17 protein-coding genes and 1 pseudogene are annotated in these 17566 nt (G+C 69.6%); 6 read left to right on the top strand and 12 right to left on the bottom strand.

Features of this window, described 5'->3' with window-relative positions:
• Positions 1-18: 18 nt before the first annotated feature.
• From ACYQ8K_RS26155 to ACYQ8K_RS26140, 4 genes are all read right to left on the bottom strand, one after another.
• A complete protein-coding gene (locus tag ACYQ8K_RS26155) occupies positions 19-408 on the bottom strand; it encodes a hypothetical protein (protein ID WP_459973649.1) in 390 nt (129 codons plus the stop codon).
• On the bottom strand, positions 405-1685 hold the full coding sequence (locus ACYQ8K_RS26150) for an ArsA family ATPase (RefSeq protein ID WP_459973669.1): 1281 nt from the start codon (positions 1683-1685) through the stop codon (positions 405-407). Before ACYQ8K_RS26150 ends, ACYQ8K_RS26155 begins: the two co-directional genes overlap by 4 nt.
• Positions 1678-2115, bottom strand: a complete 438-nt coding sequence (locus ACYQ8K_RS26145; protein ID WP_459973647.1) for an SRPBCC family protein — start codon at positions 2113-2115, stop codon at positions 1678-1680. The genes ACYQ8K_RS26150 and ACYQ8K_RS26145 overlap by 8 nt, the downstream gene beginning before the upstream one ends.
• Positions 2116-2216: 101 nt before the next feature.
• Positions 2217-2606 (bottom strand): polyketide cyclase / dehydrase and lipid transport, encoded by a 390-nt coding sequence (locus ACYQ8K_RS26140; RefSeq protein WP_459973645.1) that lies wholly within the window; start codon positions 2604-2606, stop codon positions 2217-2219.
• A 177-nt stretch (positions 2607-2783) separates the two neighbouring features.
• On the opposite strand from ACYQ8K_RS26140, the gene ACYQ8K_RS26135 reads away from it, so the two are divergent.
• Entirely contained in the window at positions 2784-4586 is a 1803-nt protein-coding gene (locus ACYQ8K_RS26135) for an AMP-dependent synthetase/ligase (protein WP_459973643.1), read from the top strand.
• A 16-nt stretch (positions 4587-4602) separates the two neighbouring features.
• Here ACYQ8K_RS26135 and pimB read toward each other — a convergent pair whose 3' ends face one another.
• From pimB to ACYQ8K_RS26115, 4 genes are all read right to left on the bottom strand, one after another.
• Positions 4603-5733 (bottom strand): GDP-mannose-dependent alpha-(1-6)-phosphatidylinositol monomannoside mannosyltransferase, encoded by a 1131-nt coding sequence (gene pimB / locus ACYQ8K_RS26130; protein ID WP_459973641.1) that lies wholly within the window; start codon positions 5731-5733, stop codon positions 4603-4605.
• 64 nt (positions 5734-5797) lie between these two features.
• The gene (locus tag ACYQ8K_RS26125; protein WP_459973667.1) at positions 5798-6640 is read right to left on the bottom strand and encodes a hypothetical protein; all 843 of its coding nucleotides are present in this window, start codon (positions 6638-6640) and stop codon (positions 5798-5800) included.
• Positions 6641-6674: 34 nt separating this feature from the next.
• Positions 6675-7832, bottom strand: a complete 1158-nt coding sequence (gene ripC, locus ACYQ8K_RS26120; protein ID WP_459973639.1) for a peptidoglycan hydrolase RipC — start codon at positions 7830-7832, stop codon at positions 6675-6677.
• Between the two features lie 181 nt (positions 7833-8013).
• Positions 8014-8271: a hypothetical protein gene (locus tag ACYQ8K_RS26115; protein ID WP_459973637.1), complete on the bottom strand. Its 258-nt coding sequence runs from the start codon at positions 8269-8271 to the stop codon at positions 8014-8016.
• On the opposite strand from ACYQ8K_RS26115, the pseudogene ACYQ8K_RS26110 reads away from it, so the two are divergent.
• Positions 8265-10283: pseudogene (locus tag ACYQ8K_RS26110) on the top strand (DEDD exonuclease domain-containing protein); the annotation flags it as partial. The gene ACYQ8K_RS26115 and the pseudogene ACYQ8K_RS26110 overlap by 7 nt on opposite strands.
• Here ACYQ8K_RS26110 and trpD read toward each other — a convergent pair.
• Positions 10221-11315: an anthranilate phosphoribosyltransferase gene (gene trpD, locus ACYQ8K_RS26105; protein ID WP_459973635.1), complete on the bottom strand. Its 1095-nt coding sequence runs from the start codon at positions 11313-11315 to the stop codon at positions 10221-10223. The pseudogene ACYQ8K_RS26110 and the gene trpD overlap by 63 nt on opposite strands.
• A 128-nt stretch (positions 11316-11443) precedes the next feature.
• Here trpD and ctaE point away from each other — a divergent pair, with 128 nt between their 5' ends.
• The 4 genes from ctaE to qcrB are packed head-to-tail and all read left to right on the top strand — an operon-like array spanning position 11444 to position 15908.
• Positions 11444-12055 carry an aa3-type cytochrome oxidase subunit III gene (gene ctaE, locus ACYQ8K_RS26100; protein ID WP_007770719.1) on the top strand — a complete coding sequence of 204 codons (612 nt, stop codon included), beginning with the start codon at positions 11444-11446 and terminating at the stop codon, positions 12053-12055.
• 29 nt (positions 12056-12084) lie between these two features.
• A complete protein-coding gene (qcrC, locus tag ACYQ8K_RS26095) occupies positions 12085-12942 on the top strand; it encodes a cytochrome bc1 complex diheme cytochrome c subunit (RefSeq protein ID WP_007770718.1) in 858 nt (285 codons plus the stop codon).
• Between the two features lie 57 nt (positions 12943-12999).
• Complete coding sequence (qcrA, locus tag ACYQ8K_RS26090; RefSeq protein ID WP_459973633.1) at positions 13000-14211, top strand: cytochrome bc1 complex Rieske iron-sulfur subunit; 1212 nt, start codon at positions 13000-13002, stop codon at positions 14209-14211.
• Positions 14208-15908 carry a cytochrome bc1 complex cytochrome b subunit gene (gene qcrB / locus ACYQ8K_RS26085; RefSeq protein WP_459973632.1) on the top strand — a complete coding sequence of 567 codons (1701 nt, stop codon included), beginning with the start codon at positions 14208-14210 and terminating at the stop codon, positions 15906-15908. The genes qcrA and qcrB overlap by 4 nt, the downstream gene beginning before the upstream one ends.
• Positions 15909-15944: 36 nt before the next feature.
• On the opposite strand, the gene ACYQ8K_RS26080 is transcribed toward qcrB, so the two are convergent.
• The 3 genes from ACYQ8K_RS26080 to ACYQ8K_RS26070 all read right to left on the bottom strand — a co-directional run.
• Positions 15945-16391 carry a DUF5994 family protein gene (locus ACYQ8K_RS26080; protein ID WP_459973630.1) on the bottom strand — a complete coding sequence of 149 codons (447 nt, stop codon included), beginning with the start codon at positions 16389-16391 and terminating at the stop codon, positions 15945-15947.
• 212 nt (positions 16392-16603) lie between these two features.
• A complete protein-coding gene (locus ACYQ8K_RS26075; protein ID WP_459973628.1) occupies positions 16604-17254 on the bottom strand; it encodes a DUF2561 family protein in 651 nt (216 codons plus the stop codon).
• Positions 17254-17566 (bottom strand): MmpS family transport accessory protein (locus ACYQ8K_RS26070; RefSeq protein ID WP_459973626.1); only part of this gene is annotated, 313 nt, incomplete at its 5' end. The genes ACYQ8K_RS26075 and ACYQ8K_RS26070, both read right to left, overlap by 1 nt.

Genomic DNA, 17566 nt, shown 5'->3' with positions numbered 1-17566 from the left:
ACCTGCGACGCAGCCCGCTCACTCCTCGACCGTGACCGGGATGGGTTGATAGCGGGTCCGCGACGCGGCGTCTTGGCTATCGCCCGGCGCACCGGGCCCGCCGGGCGGGCCGTCCGGCGGTTCCGGAGTTGGCTTGGCGGAGCGGTCCATGTCGTTGACGATGTCGCGGATCACCTCGAGCAGGGCGATGCTGTGGTCGGCGATCGCGGTCAGCAACGGGTGCTGGTCGCCGGTCGCCAAGGCGGCCAGCGCGCACACCGGGCACCACACCTGCTGGCACTTGCCGGTGCCGACGCCCGCGCCTGCCGTCAGCGCCGCCGCCGCGCGCACCGCGGGGTCGATGCCGTCCAGGATCGTCTGGGCGAGCCTGCGCAGTTCCGGACCGACGTCGGAATGAGACCCACTCACTTCGGCCACACCTCCGGATCTGGTCGAAAACGCACCGTCAGTTCGCTACCCCGTAGATGTGCGTCCAGCACGGTGCACCGCCGAAGTACTGATGCCAACCTAACCCGGCGCCGCAAACCCCCGGCGCTGATGATCAGATCGTCATCGACGCGGCCCAGCGTCAGGGCCGACGGATCGAGTTGCGGCAACGCTAGCCGCATTCGGTAGATGGACCCTAGTCCCGTCCCGGATTCGAGGTCCACGATGGGCCGCAGCGGGCCGGGCGGCGCGGTCCCGCCCCGCCGCCGGGCGGCGTCGAGTAGCCCGCTCAGCGCCTTGGGACCGATCGGCTCGCCGGACAGGTGCGGCGTCATCACCAGCGCCACCTCACCGATGGTGGCGTCGAGCTCGTCGAGCACCCCCTGCTGCTCGGCGATGCGCTCGGTGTACCAGTAGAAGGCGGGATGATCGGGCAGGTTGCGGTACTCGTACGAGTCATCTTGCAGCAGAACTTGATTCACGATCAGCTCTTCGACACGCACCCCCATCAGGGCCAGCGATCCCAGCGTTCGGGCCGCCTCGGCCGCGACCACCCGCTCGGGCGTCAGCACCAGGTGCGCGCTCACCAGATCGCCGTCGGTGAGCAACGTGCTGAGCGACTCCACGCTCGAGCTGATCCGCTCGAGCAGCGCGACCACCGCCGCAGACCGGGCGTCGTCGGCGGTGACGGACAGCCGGCGATGCCGCGGCCACGCCCGCTCAACATACAGCGCGAAGGTGGCGGGCAACGTCAACATCCGCAGCGCATCGGCGGTCGACGCGCAGTCGACCACCACGCGGTCCCACTCCCCCGAGCGCGCCAGCTCGCCGACGGCGTAGAGGCCGAGCACTTCCTGAACGCCCGGTAGCGCCGAAAGTTCTTCGGGCGCAATGGTGCTCAGTTCCGAGTCGGGAAAGCGCCGGTCCAGCGTGGCGACGACGTCGTGCCAGCGGGCCTCGAGCAGCGCCAGCGTGTCCAGTGCCAGCGCGTCGAGAAACCCGCCGCCGGCCTCCGCCTGCCCGGTTTCCAGGTCGGCGAGCACCCGCACCGGTTCGCCCTGACTGGGCGAGACGGTGATACCCAGAACGTCACCCAGCGAGTGCGCCTGGTCGGTGGAGACCACCAGCACTCGCTGCCCGGCGTTCGCGGCGCCGACGGCGGTGGCGCAAGCCAGGGTGGACTTCCCTACCCCGCCTTTGCCGACGAAAAGGCTGATCCGGGCCGGGGCAGGCGCTCGGAATTCAGTGGACTCACTCAGCCTCGACTCGTTTCTTGAGATCTTTCAGCGCGGTGTCGGTCAACCGGCGCTCAGCCTTGCGCTTGAGCAGGCCGATCATCGGCATGGCCAGGTCGACGGAGAGTTCGTAGGTGACCTCGGTGCCGGATCCCTTGGCCGCCAACCGATATGAGCCTTCCAGCGAGCGCAGCAGCGAGCTCGACACCAGCGTCCAGCTCACCGATTGGCGATCCTTGGGCCACTGGTAGGACATCACCATCGTGTCCTTGATCACCGTGGCGTCCATGACGATCCGGGCAACTTTGGGATAGCCGTCGGCGTCCTTCTCCTGAACCTCGGCTTCCTTGTACTCCGAGATCCACTGCGGGTAGGAATCGATGTCCGCGATCACCTGCATCACGGTGGCCGGGTCGGCTTCGATGTAGATGGTTTGCGTCGTCTTCTCCGCCACCTGGTTGCTGCCCTCTCTCCCGCGAACGGGTCGACCCCTCCGATGTGGGGGACCCCCGGGTCTCGGTCCGAAACGGTACTCTTCGCGCGGACCTGACCCGGCTAAACTACCGGAGAAACTCCGACCGGACGTGACCGTTCCAGTGTCGCCTTCACCTCGAACGCCATTTTCTTGCCCGCCACCCGACGGCGGTGCGTCATCTTCGCCAGGTTCAGTTTGGCGAGCTGCCAGGCCGCCACCCCGGTGGGCTCGGCGTGCAGAAAATAGTGCAGCACGACGCCGTCCAGCGACGGTTCCAGCCAGATTTCCATGGTCCCGGTCAGCGCACCGGTGACCGACCACCGGATGCCCTTCTCCCCGCGGTCCTCCACCACCTGCAGCCGCAGGTCGGGCCACCAGCGGCGCCAGCTCGACTGGTCGGCGACCGCGGCGCCGACCCGTGCGCCGTCGGCGGCGACAAACGTCTCATCCGCGATCTGGATGCTGTTCATGACCACAGCTTCACACACCGGCCCGCCGCGCCCCGCCGAGGGCGGGTCGCACACCGCGGTGGGCAATTACGGTGCCCGCCGACCCACTGCGGCCGTGCTGGGTCAACGCGCGGATTAGGCTGGTCACCAGCAACCCGGCTCCCGGGAATCTTCACGAGGTCAATCGAGGTCATAAGAGTGCGTGAGTACAGCGTCCCCGCCCGCTTTTCCGTCGGCGAACAGGACAACATCGCCGCGATGGTCTTCGAACACGAGCGCGAGGACCCCAACTTCGTCATCTATCAGCGGCAGGTCGACGGCGAGTGGACCGACGTCACCTGCGCCGAGGCGGCCGAGCAGATCCGCTCCGCCGCACTGGGTTTGATCTCGCTGGGCGTGCAGGCCGGCGACCGGGTGTCCATCTTCTCGGCCACCCGCTACGAATGGGCGATCCTCGACCTGGCGATCCTGTCGGTGGGCGCGGTCACCGTGCCGATCTACGAGACGTCGTCGGCCGAGCAGGTGCGCTGGGTGCTGCAGGACTCCGAGGCGGTGCTGGCGTTCGCCGAGACCGACGAGCACGCGGCGATGGTCACCGAGCTGACCGCCGAACTGCCCGCGCTGCGCCGGGTGCTGCACATCGACGGTTCGGGCCCCAAGGCGCTCGACCAGCTGGTGGAGGCCGGTGCCTCGGTGGAACCGGCCGAGCTGACCGCCCGCCTCGACGGGCTGCGGGCCGCGGATCCCGCGACACTCATCTACACCTCGGGCACCACCGGGCGGCCCAAGGGGTGCCAGCTGACGCATTCGAATCTGCTCTACGAGACCCGCGGCGCCAAGGAGAGTCTGCCGACGCTGCTCGACGAGGGGCAGCGGCTGTTGGTCTTCCTGCCCCTGGCGCACGTGCTGGCGCGCTCACTGACGTTGTCCGCGTTCGCCAACAAGGTCACCGTCGGGTTCACCAGCGACATCAAGAACCTGGTGCCGCTGTTCGCGGTGTTCAAGCCGACCGTGGTGGTGTCGGTCCCGCGGGTGTTCGAAAAGGTTTACAACACCGCCGAGCAGAACGCCTCCAACGACGGCAAGGGCCGGATCTTCGCGGCGGCCGTGCAGACCGCCGTCGACTGGAGCGAGGCGCGGGACCGGGGCCGCCGCGGGCTGGCGCTGCGCGCCAAGCACGCCCTGTTCGACCGCCTGGTGTACACCAAGTTGCGCGCCGCGCTCGGTGGCGACTGCCATGCGGCCGTCTCCGGCGGCGCGCCGCTGGGCGCGCGGCTGGGGCACTTCTACCGCGGCGTGGGCCTGACCATTCACGAGGGCTACGGCCTGACCGAGACCAGCTCGGCGATCACCGTCAACCAGGTCGGCAACGTCAAGATCGGCACCGTCGGCACGCTGGTGCCCGGCAACAGCATGCGCATCGCCGAGGACGGCGAACTGCTGGTGCGCGGCGGCGTGGTGTTCACCGGCTACTGGCGCAACGAACAGGCCACCGAGGACGCCTTCACCGACGGCTGGTTCCGGACCGGCGACCTGGGCGTGCTGGACGAGGACGGCTTCCTGAAGATCACCGGCCGCAAGAAGGAGATCATCGTGACCGCGGGCGGCAAGAACGTCGCGCCGGCGGTTTTAGAGGACCGGCTGCGCGCCCATCCGTTGATCAGCCAGGCGATGGTCGTCGGGGACAACAAGCCGTTCATCGGGGCGTTGATCACCATCGACCCCGAGGCGTTCGACGGCTGGAAGCAGCGCAATCAGAAGGGTTCCGGCGCGTCGGTCGGCGATCTGACCACCGATCCCGACCTGGTCGCCGAGGTAGACGCGGCGATCAAGGACGCCAATCAGGCGGTGTCGCACGCGGAGTCGATCCGCAAGTTCCGCATCCTGCCCGTCGATTTCACCGAGGACACCGGTGAACTGACGCCGACGATGAAGGTCAAGCGCAACGTGGTGGCCGAGAAGTTCGCCTCCGACATCGAGGCCATCTACGAGAAGGACTAGCGGGCCCGCGCGCCGTTCAGCCGAGCAACGCGCCCAACCGTGCCGCCAGGGTGTCCCAGCGCCACTGGGCCGTCACCCAGTCCCGCCCGGCCGCGCCCATCGCGGCGGCCCGGTCGCGATCGGTCAGCAAGTCGGCGATGGCGTCGGCGATCTCGTCCACCTCGCGGCCGTCGACGACCAACCCGGTCTTGTTGTGCTGCACCGTTTCTGGAGCTCCACCGGATCTGCCGGCGATCACCGGCACGCCGGTCGCGGACGCCTCGAGGAAGACGATGCCCAGCCCCTCGACGTCCAGGCCGGCGCCGCGGGTGCGGCACGGCATCGCGAACACGTCGGCCAGCGCGTGATGCGTGGGCAGTTCGGCGGCGGGCACGCCGCCGGTAAAGGTGACATCGTCGGCCACCCCGCACTCGCGGGCCAGCGCGCGCAGTGAGTCCGCGTAGGGGCCCCCGCCGACGATGACCAGGGCGGCGCCGTCGACGCGCCGCCGCACCGACGGCAGGGCCTTGATGAGCATGTCCTGGCCTTTGCGCGGCACCAGCCGGGACACGCACACCACGGTGGGCCGCTCCCCCAGCCCGTAGCGGTCACGCAGCTGCGCCCGGGCCGCCGGATCGGGCCGGAATCGGTCGATGTCAACCCCGGACGGCAGGTATTCCAGCGACGCCTTGGGGCCAAAGGCCGGCGCGAACCGGGAACGGGTGTAGCGGCTGACAAAGGTGACGACGTCGGTGCCGTCGCCGATGCGGCGCAGCACCGAGCGCGCGACCGGCAGCATCGACCACCCGACCTCGTGGCCGTGCGTGCTGGCCAGCACCCGGCTCGCCCCCGCCCCGCGGGCGCGCTGGGCCAACAGCGCCAGCGGTGCGGCCGCCCCGAACCAGACGGTGTCGATGCCCTCGTCGGCGATCAGCCGCCGCATCCGGGTGTCGACCGCCGGGACGGGCAGCATCAGCGTGCCCGGGTGGCGCACCACCCGATAGGGGGCCGCCTCGTCGTACGCCTCGGCGCCCTTCCAGTGCGGCGCGTACACCGTCACCGAATGCTGCCCGGCGCCGACCAGTCGGCCGACGAACTCACCGAGGTACGACTGGATGCCGCCCGGGCGGGGCGGAAAGTCGTTGGTTACCAGCAGGACCCGACTCACCTGCGACAGGCTAGCCTGGCGACGATGCGAACCGTGCACACGGCCTGAACCGGGCGAGCGGGCCCTAGTGGGTCAGCCACTGCTGCCAGCGGGTGAGCAGCCCCGCCGGGCTGGCGCCCAGCACGTCCTGGCCGGCGGTGGCCATGTCGGCGTGCCTGATGCCGCAGGTGGCCAGGTAGAGGTCGCGCAACTTGGGCGGTCCGAAGGTCTCGGCGACGAAGCGGGCGAACCACCACGCGCGGTCGTAGGCCAGCGAGCGCTGCGCGCCGGGCACGTCCAGGTCGCCGTCGGTGGGCAACGCCATGGGCAACAACGTGTCGGTGGGCACCGGGGTGGGCGGGCGGCCGACGAAGTCGGCCACCCCCTCGGTGAGCCAGCGGGGTGCGTCCGCGACCGTGTCGGCGCGCGCGGCGTAGTGAAAAAGCTCATGCGCCAACACGATTCGCAGCGACGCCGCGCTCATGTTGGCCGCGCCGGGCGCGAACACGATCCGCTGGCCGACGGCGACGCGGCGAACGGGGTCGACACGGTCGACGACCGTCACGGCCGCGATATCGGCCCACTGCGACGCCGGTCCCCCGCCGGCGGCGGCGCGAAACTCCTCGTCGCTACCCGCCGCGACCACCGAGATCTCGCGCGGCCAGTCGACGCCCCAGAACGACTCCACCGCGGCGATCGCCGGACCCATGGTCGAGGCCACCCGGGACAGCAACCGGTCGCTGGCGGCTCCGCCAAGCCCCAGCAGCCGGACTGTGCGGTCGCCGACGGTGATCGACTTCGTCGACGCACTGGCTTGGCTGCGACCGGGCGTGACCAGCTGGGCGGGCCGGATCCGGCTCTCGCGCACGGCATCGAACGGCACGGCCGCGGCCACCAGCAGCTCCACGACGAATACCCAGGCGAGCAGTATCGGGAGCCGCCGGCGGCGCGGTCGAGGGTCTCTAGTAACGGCGGGCGTCGTAGATCGGGCCGGAGGAGTTCATCGGCACCACCCGAACCGGCACGCCGTAGGTGGAGGAGTGGATCATCATGCCGTCACCGATGTAGAGGCCGGCGTGCGACGCGTCCGAATAGAAGGTCAGCACGTCGCCGGGCTGCAGGTCCGACAGCGCCACCGGCTGGCCGCCGTGGGCCATCGCCTGGCTGGAGTGCGGCAGCGAGATACCGGCCTGCTGGAACGCCCACATCACCAGGCCGGAGCAGTCGAATCCGCCCGGCGCGGCGCCACCCCACACGTAGGGCGAACCGACCTGGGTCAGCGCGGCCTGCACGACGGTGGCGCGGTCGCCGCCACCGACACCGCCCGGAGCCATGCCGGGCATGCCGGGCATTCCACCGGCGGGCGGAGCCTCACCCGGCGCCTGCCCGGGGGGCGTGCCCGGGGGCGCCGCTTCCGGCGCCGGTGCGCCGGGGCCGGGCGCGGCCGCCGGTGCGGCCGGTCCGGGGTTGGCCAGCGCGGTGCGCTGGTCGGCGGTCAGGGAAAGGTACTGCGACTTGACGACCGCGATCTGCACCTGCAGCTGGCTCTGCTTGGACTGCAGGCTCGCCCGCACCGCCGCGGCCTGCTCGGCCGCGCTCTTGGCGTCGGCGGCGGACTTGGCGGATTCCCGCTCAGCCTTGGCGGCCTGCTCCCCGGCGATCCGGTAGCTCTTCATCTGACTGGCCATCTGCGCGGCCATCACCCGCTGCACCGCCAGCTTGTCGATCAGGCCCTGCGGCGAGCCGGCGGTCAGGATGGCCTCCATGCCGTCGACGTGACCGCCCATGTAGGTCGCGGCGGCCAGCTTGTTGACCGAGTCCTGATACGACGACAGATGCGCCTTGGCCGCATCGACCGCGGCCTGGTCATCGTTGTGCTTCTTGTCCGCGGCGCGCTGGGCGGCGAGCTTGTCGTTCAGGTCGAGCTGGGCGCTGTGCATCGCCTCGGTCGTCTGCTCGGCCTGGCGGGACAGTTCGTTGAGTTTTGCCGTGGCGTCTTCGGCCGGGTCGGCCCACACGGGGGCGGTCACGACACCGGAGAAGATCGCGAAGCCAGCTAGTGCCCCTATGGCCGAACGTGTGAGGACACGCGCAACCGGGTACCTAGAGTCAAGCCTCAAGATTTGCTTCCTTAAACGGCCATCGACGACGGATAGGTCGGCGAGCTGGTTTAGGTCTCAAACAGGTTACGAAACGATATCGGCGTTTGTCCAAAGCGAGCGGTTAAGAAATTAGAAAGAATCCTGTCATTTCTATGTGAATCGTTTCGCGTGTCCCGAGGACCTTTGTGGGACAAGGCGATTAGGCTACACCAGAACCACGGTCCCGACGAATCGGAACGAGACGAAGTCGCGGCGCCAAGCCAACCTCGGCGAGAACTTCCAAAGCCGCGCGTTCATCCTGCAATAAAGTATCCGGAACCCCGAGTATCACGCTGACGACACAGTCGCGGCAGCCGGGGCCGCGCACCGCGCATTCGTCGCAGTCGATCACCACCGGGGTCCCCGGCTCCGGCGGCGTCATGCCGACGTCGTCGGTAGGTCCAGTTCTTGGTGCCATCGGGCTCGGTCCTCTCGCTCTGGCTCCGGCAACTTGGGTGGGCGAACATCACGCCGGACTGCCCGAACGGTAACCGCGGCCACCGACAGATATCCGTCCCCACATCCCGCCCCCCGCCCGGCGTGGGAGCCGCGCCGGTGTCGGTCGTCAGCCTTAACGTCACCGCCGTGGCGTCCAGGGGTGCGACTCAGCTGAGCTTCGCCGACGTCGGGTCACCGTTCACGCCCGAGGAGCTCTCGCTGCGCGAGACCACCTTCGTCGTGGTCGATCTGGAGACCACCGGCGGGCGCACCAAGACCACCGCGGGCGCCGTTCCCGACGCGATCACCGAAATCGGGGCGGTCAAGGTGCGCGGCGGCGTGGTGCTCGGCGAGTTCGCCACCCTGGTGGATCCGCAGCGCAGCATCCCGCCGCAGATCGTGCAGCTGACCGGTATCACCACCGCGATGATTTCCGACGCACCGACGATCGACGCCGTCCTGCCGATGTTCCTGGAGTTCGCCGGCTTGCACCTCGGGACCGTGCTCGTCGCGCACAACGCCGGGTTCGACGTCGGCTTCCTGCGCGCCGCCGCGCAGCAGTGCGACATCGCCTGGCCGCGGCCGCCGGTGCTGTGCACGGTCCGGCTGGCCCGCAGGGTGCTCAGCCGCGAGGAAGCCCCCAGCGTGCGGCTGGCCTCGCTGGCGCGGCTGTTCACCGTCGCCACCCAGCCCACCCACCGCGCCCTCGACGATGCGCGCGCAACCGTCGACGTCCTGCACGCCCTCATCGAGCGGGTGGGCAACCAGGGCGTGCACACCTACGCCGACCTGCGCTCGTATTTGCCCGACGTGACACCCACCCAGCGCCGTAAGCGGGTGCTCGCCGAGGGCCTGCCGCGTCGGCCGGGCGTGTACCTGTTCCGCGGGCCCTCGGGCGAAGTGCTCTACATCGGCACCGCCGTCGACCTGCGGCGGCGGGTCAGCCAGTACTTCACCGGCGCCGACCCCCGGGGCCGCATGAAGGAGATGGTCGCGCTGGCCGGCGCGGTCGACCACGTCGAGTGCGCCCACGCGCTGGAGGCCAGCGTGCGCGAGCTGCGGCTGCTGGCCGCGCACGCCCCGCCCTACAACCGGCGGTCGAAGTTCCCGCAGCGCTGGTGGTGGGTGGCGCTCACCGAGGAGGCCTTCCCCCGCCTCGCCGTGGTGCGCGCGCCGCGGCACGACCGCGTCGTCGGTCCGTTCCGGGCCCGCGCCGACGCCGCCGACACGGCCGCGCTGCTGGCGCGGTTCACCGGGTTACGGACCTGCACCAACCGGCTGGGCCGCTCGGCGCTGCACGGACCGCTGTGCGCCGAGGCGGAGGTGTCGCCCTGCCCGGCCGCGCGCGGCGTCACCGCCACCCAGTACGCCGCCGCGGTGGCGCGGGTCGCGGCGCTGGTCGACGGCGCGGACAACGACGCGCTGAGGGCGGCCGTGCAGCAGGTCAACGCGCTCGCCGAACGGCATCACTTCGAGAGCGCCGCGCGCCTGCGCGACCGCACCGTCACCGCGGTCGAGACGCTGTGGCGCGGGCAGCGGCTGCGCGCCCTGGCCGCGCTGCCCGAGCTGATCGCCGCCAAGCCGGCAGGCCCCGATGGGCAAAGTGGCTATCACCTGGCCGTCATCCGCCACGGCCAGCTCGCCGCGGCGGGCAGCGCCGGGCGCGGGGTGCCGCCGATGCCGGTCGTCGACGCGATTGTCGCTGGGGCACAAGCGATTCTGCCCACACCCGGCCCGCTGGGCGGCGCACTGGTCGAGGAGACCGCGCTCATCGCGCGCTGGCTGACGTCGCCCGGGGTGCGCATCGTCCGGGTCGCCGAGGACGGCTGGGCCAGCCCGCTGAGATCGGCCGGCGCCTGGTCGGCGTGGGCCGCGACGGCGCGCTCCGCGCGGCTGGCCGCAGAACAGGTTTCGGCGCAGGCGCGGGAATCAGACCTGCTGGCCGAACCGCACCCATCGCGCGAGCAGTTGTTCGGCCGCACCGGAATCGATGGCCTTGCAGGCGCGGGCCAGCCCGTCCTCCCACGCCGGCAACCATTCGGCGCGGCTGGATAACCCGGCGTGCGCGACGATCGCGCCGGCGGCGTTGAGGACGACGGCGTCGCGCACCGGACCCTTGCCGCCGGCCAGCACGGCGCGGACCTCGGCTGCGTTGGCCTGCGCGTCACCGCCCAGCAGATCGTCGAGATCGGCTCGGGGGAAACCGAATCCGGCCGGATCGAAGGTCAGCTTGTCCACTGTGCCGGCCTGCACCCGCCAGATCGTGCTGGTGGTGGTCGTCGTCAGCTCGTCAAGCCCGTCGTCACCGTGCACCACCAGCACACTGGACCGACGCGCGGCGAACACCCCCGCCATCACCTCGGACAGCTCGGCGAACGCGCAGCCGATCAATCCGGCCCGCGGCCTGGCCGGATTGGTCAGCGGCCCAAGGAGATTGAAGACCGTCGGCACGCCGATCTCGCGGCGCACCGCGGAGGTGTGCCGGTAGGACGGGTGGAACAGCGGCGCGAAGCAGAACCCGATGCCGACCTCGGCGAGGCTGCGTGCGACCTGTTCGGGGCCGAGGTCGATGCGGATGCCGAGCGCCTCGAGCGTGTCGGCGCCGCCGGACAATGACGAGGCCGCCCGGTTGCCGTGTTTGACCACCGGCACGCCCGCGGCCGCCGCCACGAGCGCCGCCATCGTGGACAGGTTTACGGTGTTGACGCCGTCGCCGCCGGTGCCGACGATGTCGACGGTGTCGTTGCTGATGGCACCGGGGGGCATCGGCAGCGCGTGGGTGAGCATCACGTCGGCCAGCTCGATGACCTCGGCCGAGGTGGGAACCTTCGCCTGCATCGCCACCGCGAAGGCCGCGATCTGGGCGGGGCTCGCGTCGCCGGCCATGATCCGGTCCATGGCCCAGGCGGCCTGTCCGCGCGCGAGGTCCTGCCCGCCGGTCAGACGGGACAGGATCCGCGGCCACGAGGTCGCGGGTGCGCCGGACGGCCCGCCCACAGACGAAGCCCTAGATGACAAAGCCACGCGCCGATGGTCCCACGACGACCACACCCGCCCCAACCGTCTCCGCGCCGCACCCGCGAGCGACGCGCCAGACACCAAATGCCGCCCCGGGTGGAGTTCAACAACTACAAAGCGTCATACTTGCGGATGTGACCAGCGCTGCCGGGACTTCGGGTACTGCAATTACGTCGCGGGTGCATTCGCTGAACCGACCCAACATGGTCAGCGTCGGCACCATCGTTTGGCTTTCCAGCGAGCTGATGTTCTTTGCTGGCCTCTTCGCGATGTACTTCACCGCTCGCGCCCAATCGGGCGGGAAGTGGCCGCCGCCGCCGACCGAACTGAACCTGTACCAGGCCGTCCCGGTCACATTGGTGCTGATCGCGTCGTCGTTCACCTGCCAGATGGGGGTGTTCGCGGCCGAGCGCGGCGACGTGTTCGGGCTGCGCCGCTGGTATGTGCTCACCTTCCTGATGGGCCTGTTCTTCGTTTGCGGCCAGGGCTACGAGTATTACCACTTGATGACGCACGGGACGACCATCCCCGGCAGCGCCTACGGCAGCGTGTTCTACCTGGCGACCGGTTTCCACGGCCTGCACGTCACCGGCGGCCTGATCGCCTTCATCTTCTTGCTGGCCCGCACCGCGATGAGCAAGTTCACGCCGGCGCAGGCTACGGCCAGCATCGTCGTCTCGTACTACTGGCATTTCGTCGACATCGTGTGGATCGCGCTGTTCGCCGTGATCTATTTCATCCGATGAGCAGGCGCTGGACGAACAGGAGTGCTCGGTTGAAGAAACTGGGATCTACCCGATCCGGTGCGGCCAAGCCGCCGCAGGGGCAGCGTGACCGTTCGCGGCGGCGGCTGCGCCGCCGGCTGTCGGGCGGCCTGCTGCTGCTGATCGCGCTGACCATCGCGGGCGGCCTGGCCGCCATCCTGACCCCGCGGCCGCAGGTGGCCGTCGCCGACGAGTCGAACTCGGCGCTGCTGCGCACCGGCAAGCAGCTGTTCGACACGTCGTGCGTGTCCTGCCACGGCGCCAACCTGCAGGGCGTGCCCGACCGCGGGCCGAGCCTGATCGGCGTCGGCGAGGAAGCCGTCTACTTCCAGGTGTCGACGGGCCGGATGCCGGCGATGACCGGCGAGGCCCAGGCGCCGCGCAAGGAACCGATCTTCGACGAGGGCCAGGTCGACGCGCTGGGCGCCTACGTCCAGGCCAACGGCGGCGGCCCGACCACGGTGCGCAACCCGGACGGCAGCCTGGCGATGCGCTCGCTGCGCGGCGAGGACCTGGGCCGCGGTGGCGACCTGTTCCGGCTGAACTGCTCCTCCTGCCACAACTTCACCGGTAAGGGCGGGGCGCTGTCGTCGGGCAAGTTCGCGCCGGACCTGGAACCCGCCAACGAGCAGCAGATCCTGGCGGCCATGCGGACCGGTCCGCAGAACATGCCGAAGTTCTCCGACCGTCAGCTGTCGTTCGAAGCCAAGAAGGACATCATCGGCTACATCAAGGCGGTGACCGAGGAGCGCCAGCCGGGCGGCTACGGCCTGGGCGGCTTCGGGCCCGCACCCGAGGGCATGGCCGCCTGGATCATCGGGATGGTCGCGGCCATCGGGCTGGCACTGTGGATTGGGGCACGAGCATGAGTCGCGCCGAGACGATAGGACGCGCAGCGACCGAAAGGGCGAGGAGGAGCGGCGCACATGAGTGAGGCGGACGTTCGCGGCTCTGACACCGGCGGAAACCCGCACGGCACCGGCGAGAGGGAACCCGACGACGCGGCGCTGGCCGCCATGTCGCAGCAGGAACTGGTGGCGCTGGGCGGCAAGCTGGACGGCGTCGAGACGGTGTTCAAGGAACCCCGTTGGCCGATCGAGGGCACCAAAGCCGAAAAGCGCGCCGAGCGTGGCGTCGCCCTCTGGCTTTTGCTGGGCGGATTCTTCGGGCTGGCACTGCTGCTGATCTTCTTGTTCTGGCCCTGGGAGTACAAGCCCAAGGAGAGCTCCGGCAGCTTCCTGTACGACCTGACCACCCCGCTGTACGGCCTGACCTTCGGGATGGCGATCCTGTCGATCGGGATCGGCGTCATCCTTTACCAGAAACGCTTTATCCCCGAGGAGATTTCGATCCAGGACCGGCACGACGGCGCCTCGCGCGACGTCGACCGCAAGACGGTGGTGGCGAACCTGGCCGACGCGTATCAGGGGTCGACGGTCGGGCGGCGCAAGCTGATCGGCCTGTCGCTGGGAATGGGGCTGGGCGCCTTCGGCCTTTCCACCCTGGTCGCGTTTGCCGGCGGGCTGATCAAGAACCCGTGGAAGCCGGTCGTGCCCACCGCCGACGGCAAGAAGGCCGTGCTGTGGACCTCAGGGTGGAGCCCGCGCTATCACGGCGAGACCATCTATCTGGCGCGCGCCACCGGCTCGGCGTCCACGTCGCCGTTCGTCAAGATGCGCCCCGAGGACCTCGACGCCGGCGGTATGGAAACCGTCTTCCCGTGGCGGGAGTCCGACGGCGACGGCACCACACCGGAATCGCAGGAAAAGCTGCGGGCCATCAACCAGGGTGTGCGAAACCCGGTGATGCTCATCCGGGTTCGGCCCACCGACATGAACCGCGTGGTCAAGCGGCAGGGCCAGGAGAGCTTCAACTTCGGCGAGTTCTTCGCCTACACCAAGGTCTGCTCGCACCTGGGTTGCCCCGCCTCGCTGTACGAGGAGCAGTCCTACCGGATCTTGTGCCCTTGCCACCAGTCGCAGTTCGACGCGCTGCATTTCGCCAAGCCGATTTTCGGGCCGGCCGCGCGTGCGTTGGCGCAACTGCCGATCACCATCGACTCCAACGGGTATCTGGTCGCCAACGGTGACTTCGTCGAGCCCGTCGGTCCGGCATTCTGGGAGAGGACGACGACATGAGTCCGAAATTGAGTCCCCCGAAGATCGGCGATGTCCTGGCCCGCCAGGGCGAGGACATCGACACCCGCTACCACCCGTCCGCGGCGGTCCGTAGACAACTCAACAAGGTCTTCCCCACGCACTGGTCGTTCCTGCTGGGTGAGATCGCGATGTACAGCTTCATCGTGCTGCTGCTCACCGGCGTGTACCTGACGCTGTTCTTCGATCCGTCCATGGCCGAGATCACCTACAACGGCGCCTACCAGCCGCTGCGCGGCGTGGACATGTCGAAGGCCTTCGCCTCGACCCTCGACATCTCCTTCGAGGTGCGCGGCGGCCTGTTCGTGCGCCAGGTCCACCACTGGGCGGCGCTGATCTTCTCCGCGTCGATCATGGTGCACCTGGCTCGCATCTTCTTCACCGGCGCCTTCCGACGGCCGCGCGAGGCCAACTGGGTCATCGGTTCGCTGCTGCTGATTCTGGCCATGTTCGAGGGCTACTTCGGCTACTCGCTGCCCGACGACCTGCTGTCCGGCATCGGGTTGCGCGCCGCGCTGTCCTCGATCACGTTGGGCATGCCGGTGATCGGCACCTGGCTGCACTGGGCCCTGTTCGGCGGTGACTTCCCCTGCGGAGGCGTCGGAAACGAATGCGCCACAGCGGGTTACATCATCCCGCGGATGTACTCCCTGCACATCCTGCTGCTGCCCGGGATCATCCTGGCGCTGATCGGGCTGCACCTGGCCATGGTGTGGTTCCAGAAGCACACCCAGTTCCCCGGCCCCGGCCGCACAGAGCACAACGTGGTCGGCGTGCGAGTGATGCCGGTGTTCGCCGTGAAGTCGGGCGCGTTCTTCGCCGCGATCGTCGGCGTGCTGGGCCTGCTCGGTGGCCTGCTGCAGATCAACCCGATCTGGAACCTGGGCCCCTACAAGCCATCTCACGTCTCGGCCGGTTCGCAACCGGACTTCTACATGATGTGGACCGAGGGCCTGGCCCGTATCTGGCCGCCATGGGAGTTCTACTTCTGGCACCACACCATTCCCGCGGTGGTCTGGGTGGCGCTGATCATGGGCGGCGTGTTCGGGCTGCTGATCGTCTACCCGTTCCTGGAGAAGCGGTTCAGCGGTGACTACGCACACCACAACCTGCTGCAGCGGCCGCGCGACGTGCCGGTGCGCACGTCGATCGGTGCGATGGCGATCGCGTTCTACATGCTGCTGACGCTGTGCGCGATGAACGACATCATCGCGTTCAAGTTCGACATCTCGCTGAACGCGACGACGTGGATCGGGCGCATCGGCATGGTGATCGTCCCGCCGGTGGTGTACTTCATCACCTACCGCTGGTGCATCGGGCTGCAGCGCAGCGACCGCGCGGTGCTCGAGCACGGCATCGAGACCGGCATCATCAAGCGGCTGCCGCACGGTGCCTACGTCGAGCTGCACCAACCGCTGGGCCCGGTGGACGACCACGGTCACCCGCTGCCGCTGGAATACCAGGGCGCGCCACTGCCCAAGAAGATGAACAAGCTGGGCTCGGCCGGATCTCCGGGCAGCGGCAGCTTCCTGTTCGCCGACCCGGCGTCCGAGGATGCGGCGCTGCGCGAAGCCGCGCACGGCTCGGAGCTGCGCGCTCTGACCGCATTGCGCGAACACCAGGACGGCCTCAACGGTTCGACAAACGGTTCGACAAACGGCGAGGGTGGCGAGCACTAGCCCGCTCCCCCACCGGTTTTCGTCGGTGTACCGCCCCTACGGGTGGGCGCAGGCCCGTTGCTGCTGGGCGGCCCGCAGGATCAAGCCGGCCGTGACGAACACCCGCTTGCCCATGTCGCGGGTTTCGACGGGGAGCCCGGCGGCGCAGCGCAGCACCATCAGGGCCAGCGCGCTGTAGGTCGCGTACGGGACGATCAGCAGGTTGACCCGGGCGTCCTCCCCGATGACCGTCATCACGTGCTGGCGTTTGTTCTCCCATCCCGGCCAGTTGAAGTCGGGCGGCCGCTGCAGCGGCGGCCAGTTGACGTTGATGGAGTCGACGCCGCCGAGCAAGGGCGTCAGTAGCGTGACCAGGCCGGGCAATTCATTGGTGATGCGGTCCGCGCGGGGCCACCATGCGCCGTCGATGGTGCGGCCGAGCTCACCGGCCACCGACACCCGGATGGGATTCACGCGCGCTCGCCGTCTGCCTGCGGCGTCCACTTGGGGTTCCCTTCACGGTTGGCGTCCTTCGCCTGGCGGAGCCGGCAAAGGGAGGGATCGCATTGCCCGGGCCGTCATCCGCACCGAGTGCGCGACGGCCGCTGACAACGAAACGGCTCGCGCCCGACGCTATGCCACCCCCGGCGCACCGGATCGGGCGCGGGGGTCCGGGGCCCGGTGGCGGACGCGGAGCCGCGCGGCGGCAGCGGCGGCTACTGCTCGGCGAGGACCTGGCGAAGCTGACGAATGTGCAGCCACTCCACCACCGGCATGGCCGCGGTGAGCACGCCGGCGAACCCATACCCGACCCACGAGGCGCCGTCCTGGCCGATCGCCATCAGGTAGGTCGCCGTCGCGACCGCGATCAGCGCCGCGCCCATGGTGCCGGTCAGAATCACGGTGCCGCGCAACCAGACTCGGTCTACCGCCTCGCCCGACCACTCCCCGCCCGGGGGCGGCGCGGCGGATTGCACGGTGGCGGTACGCCCGGCCCCGGGGCGCAGGGCGCCGGTCCCCAGCCGCACCGACGGCCTCGCCGACCCGCGCGACGGCGCGGTCATCGCCTGGGCGGCCGGCTCGGCCTGCGACATCCGGCGGGCACGCAACAGGATGGGGATCGCGGCCGCGATGATCAGCGCCGAAACGATGATGACGGCGTACAGCACCCAGGTGGTGTGCGGGCTGCTGGCCGCCTTGTGAAAGCCCCTGCCCAGGTCCGCCAGCGCGACGGCGGCCGCCACGCCGACGCCCAGTAGCACCAGATAGATGGCCGCGCACGCGCCGATCAGGATGCGGTCGATGACCTCGGGCGCAATGGTGTCGTCGCCCACGCCGCGCCGGTACGCCGAATATCTGCTGACCATCAGCAGCTCGTCTGCGGCGAGTCGTTGCTGTTCGACGAAAGCACCGTTCCGTCGCTGGTCGTGATCGAGCAATTGAGCCTGCTGACCCGGAACAGGCTGGAGGCCTCCACCGAGCCCACGTCGGATTGCGAGATCGGGGTGACGGTCATCGACCACGGGATGTACACGTTGTGCTGCGTGCGGCGCCGGCCGGAAGCGTCGACGTAGGTCACCGAAATGATGTCCCCCGGGGCTTTGGTGCCGGTCACCGAGTAGGTGACCTGGCGCGGACCCGCCGGCGTGGTGGGCGGCGGCGGCGCGGCCGCCGTGGAC

The sequence above is a fragment of the Mycobacterium sp. MUNTM1 genome, assembly GCF_054660795.1.
The sequence above is the reverse complement of the archived record's forward strand: the minus strand, read 5'-3'. Positions and strand labels throughout refer to the sequence as shown.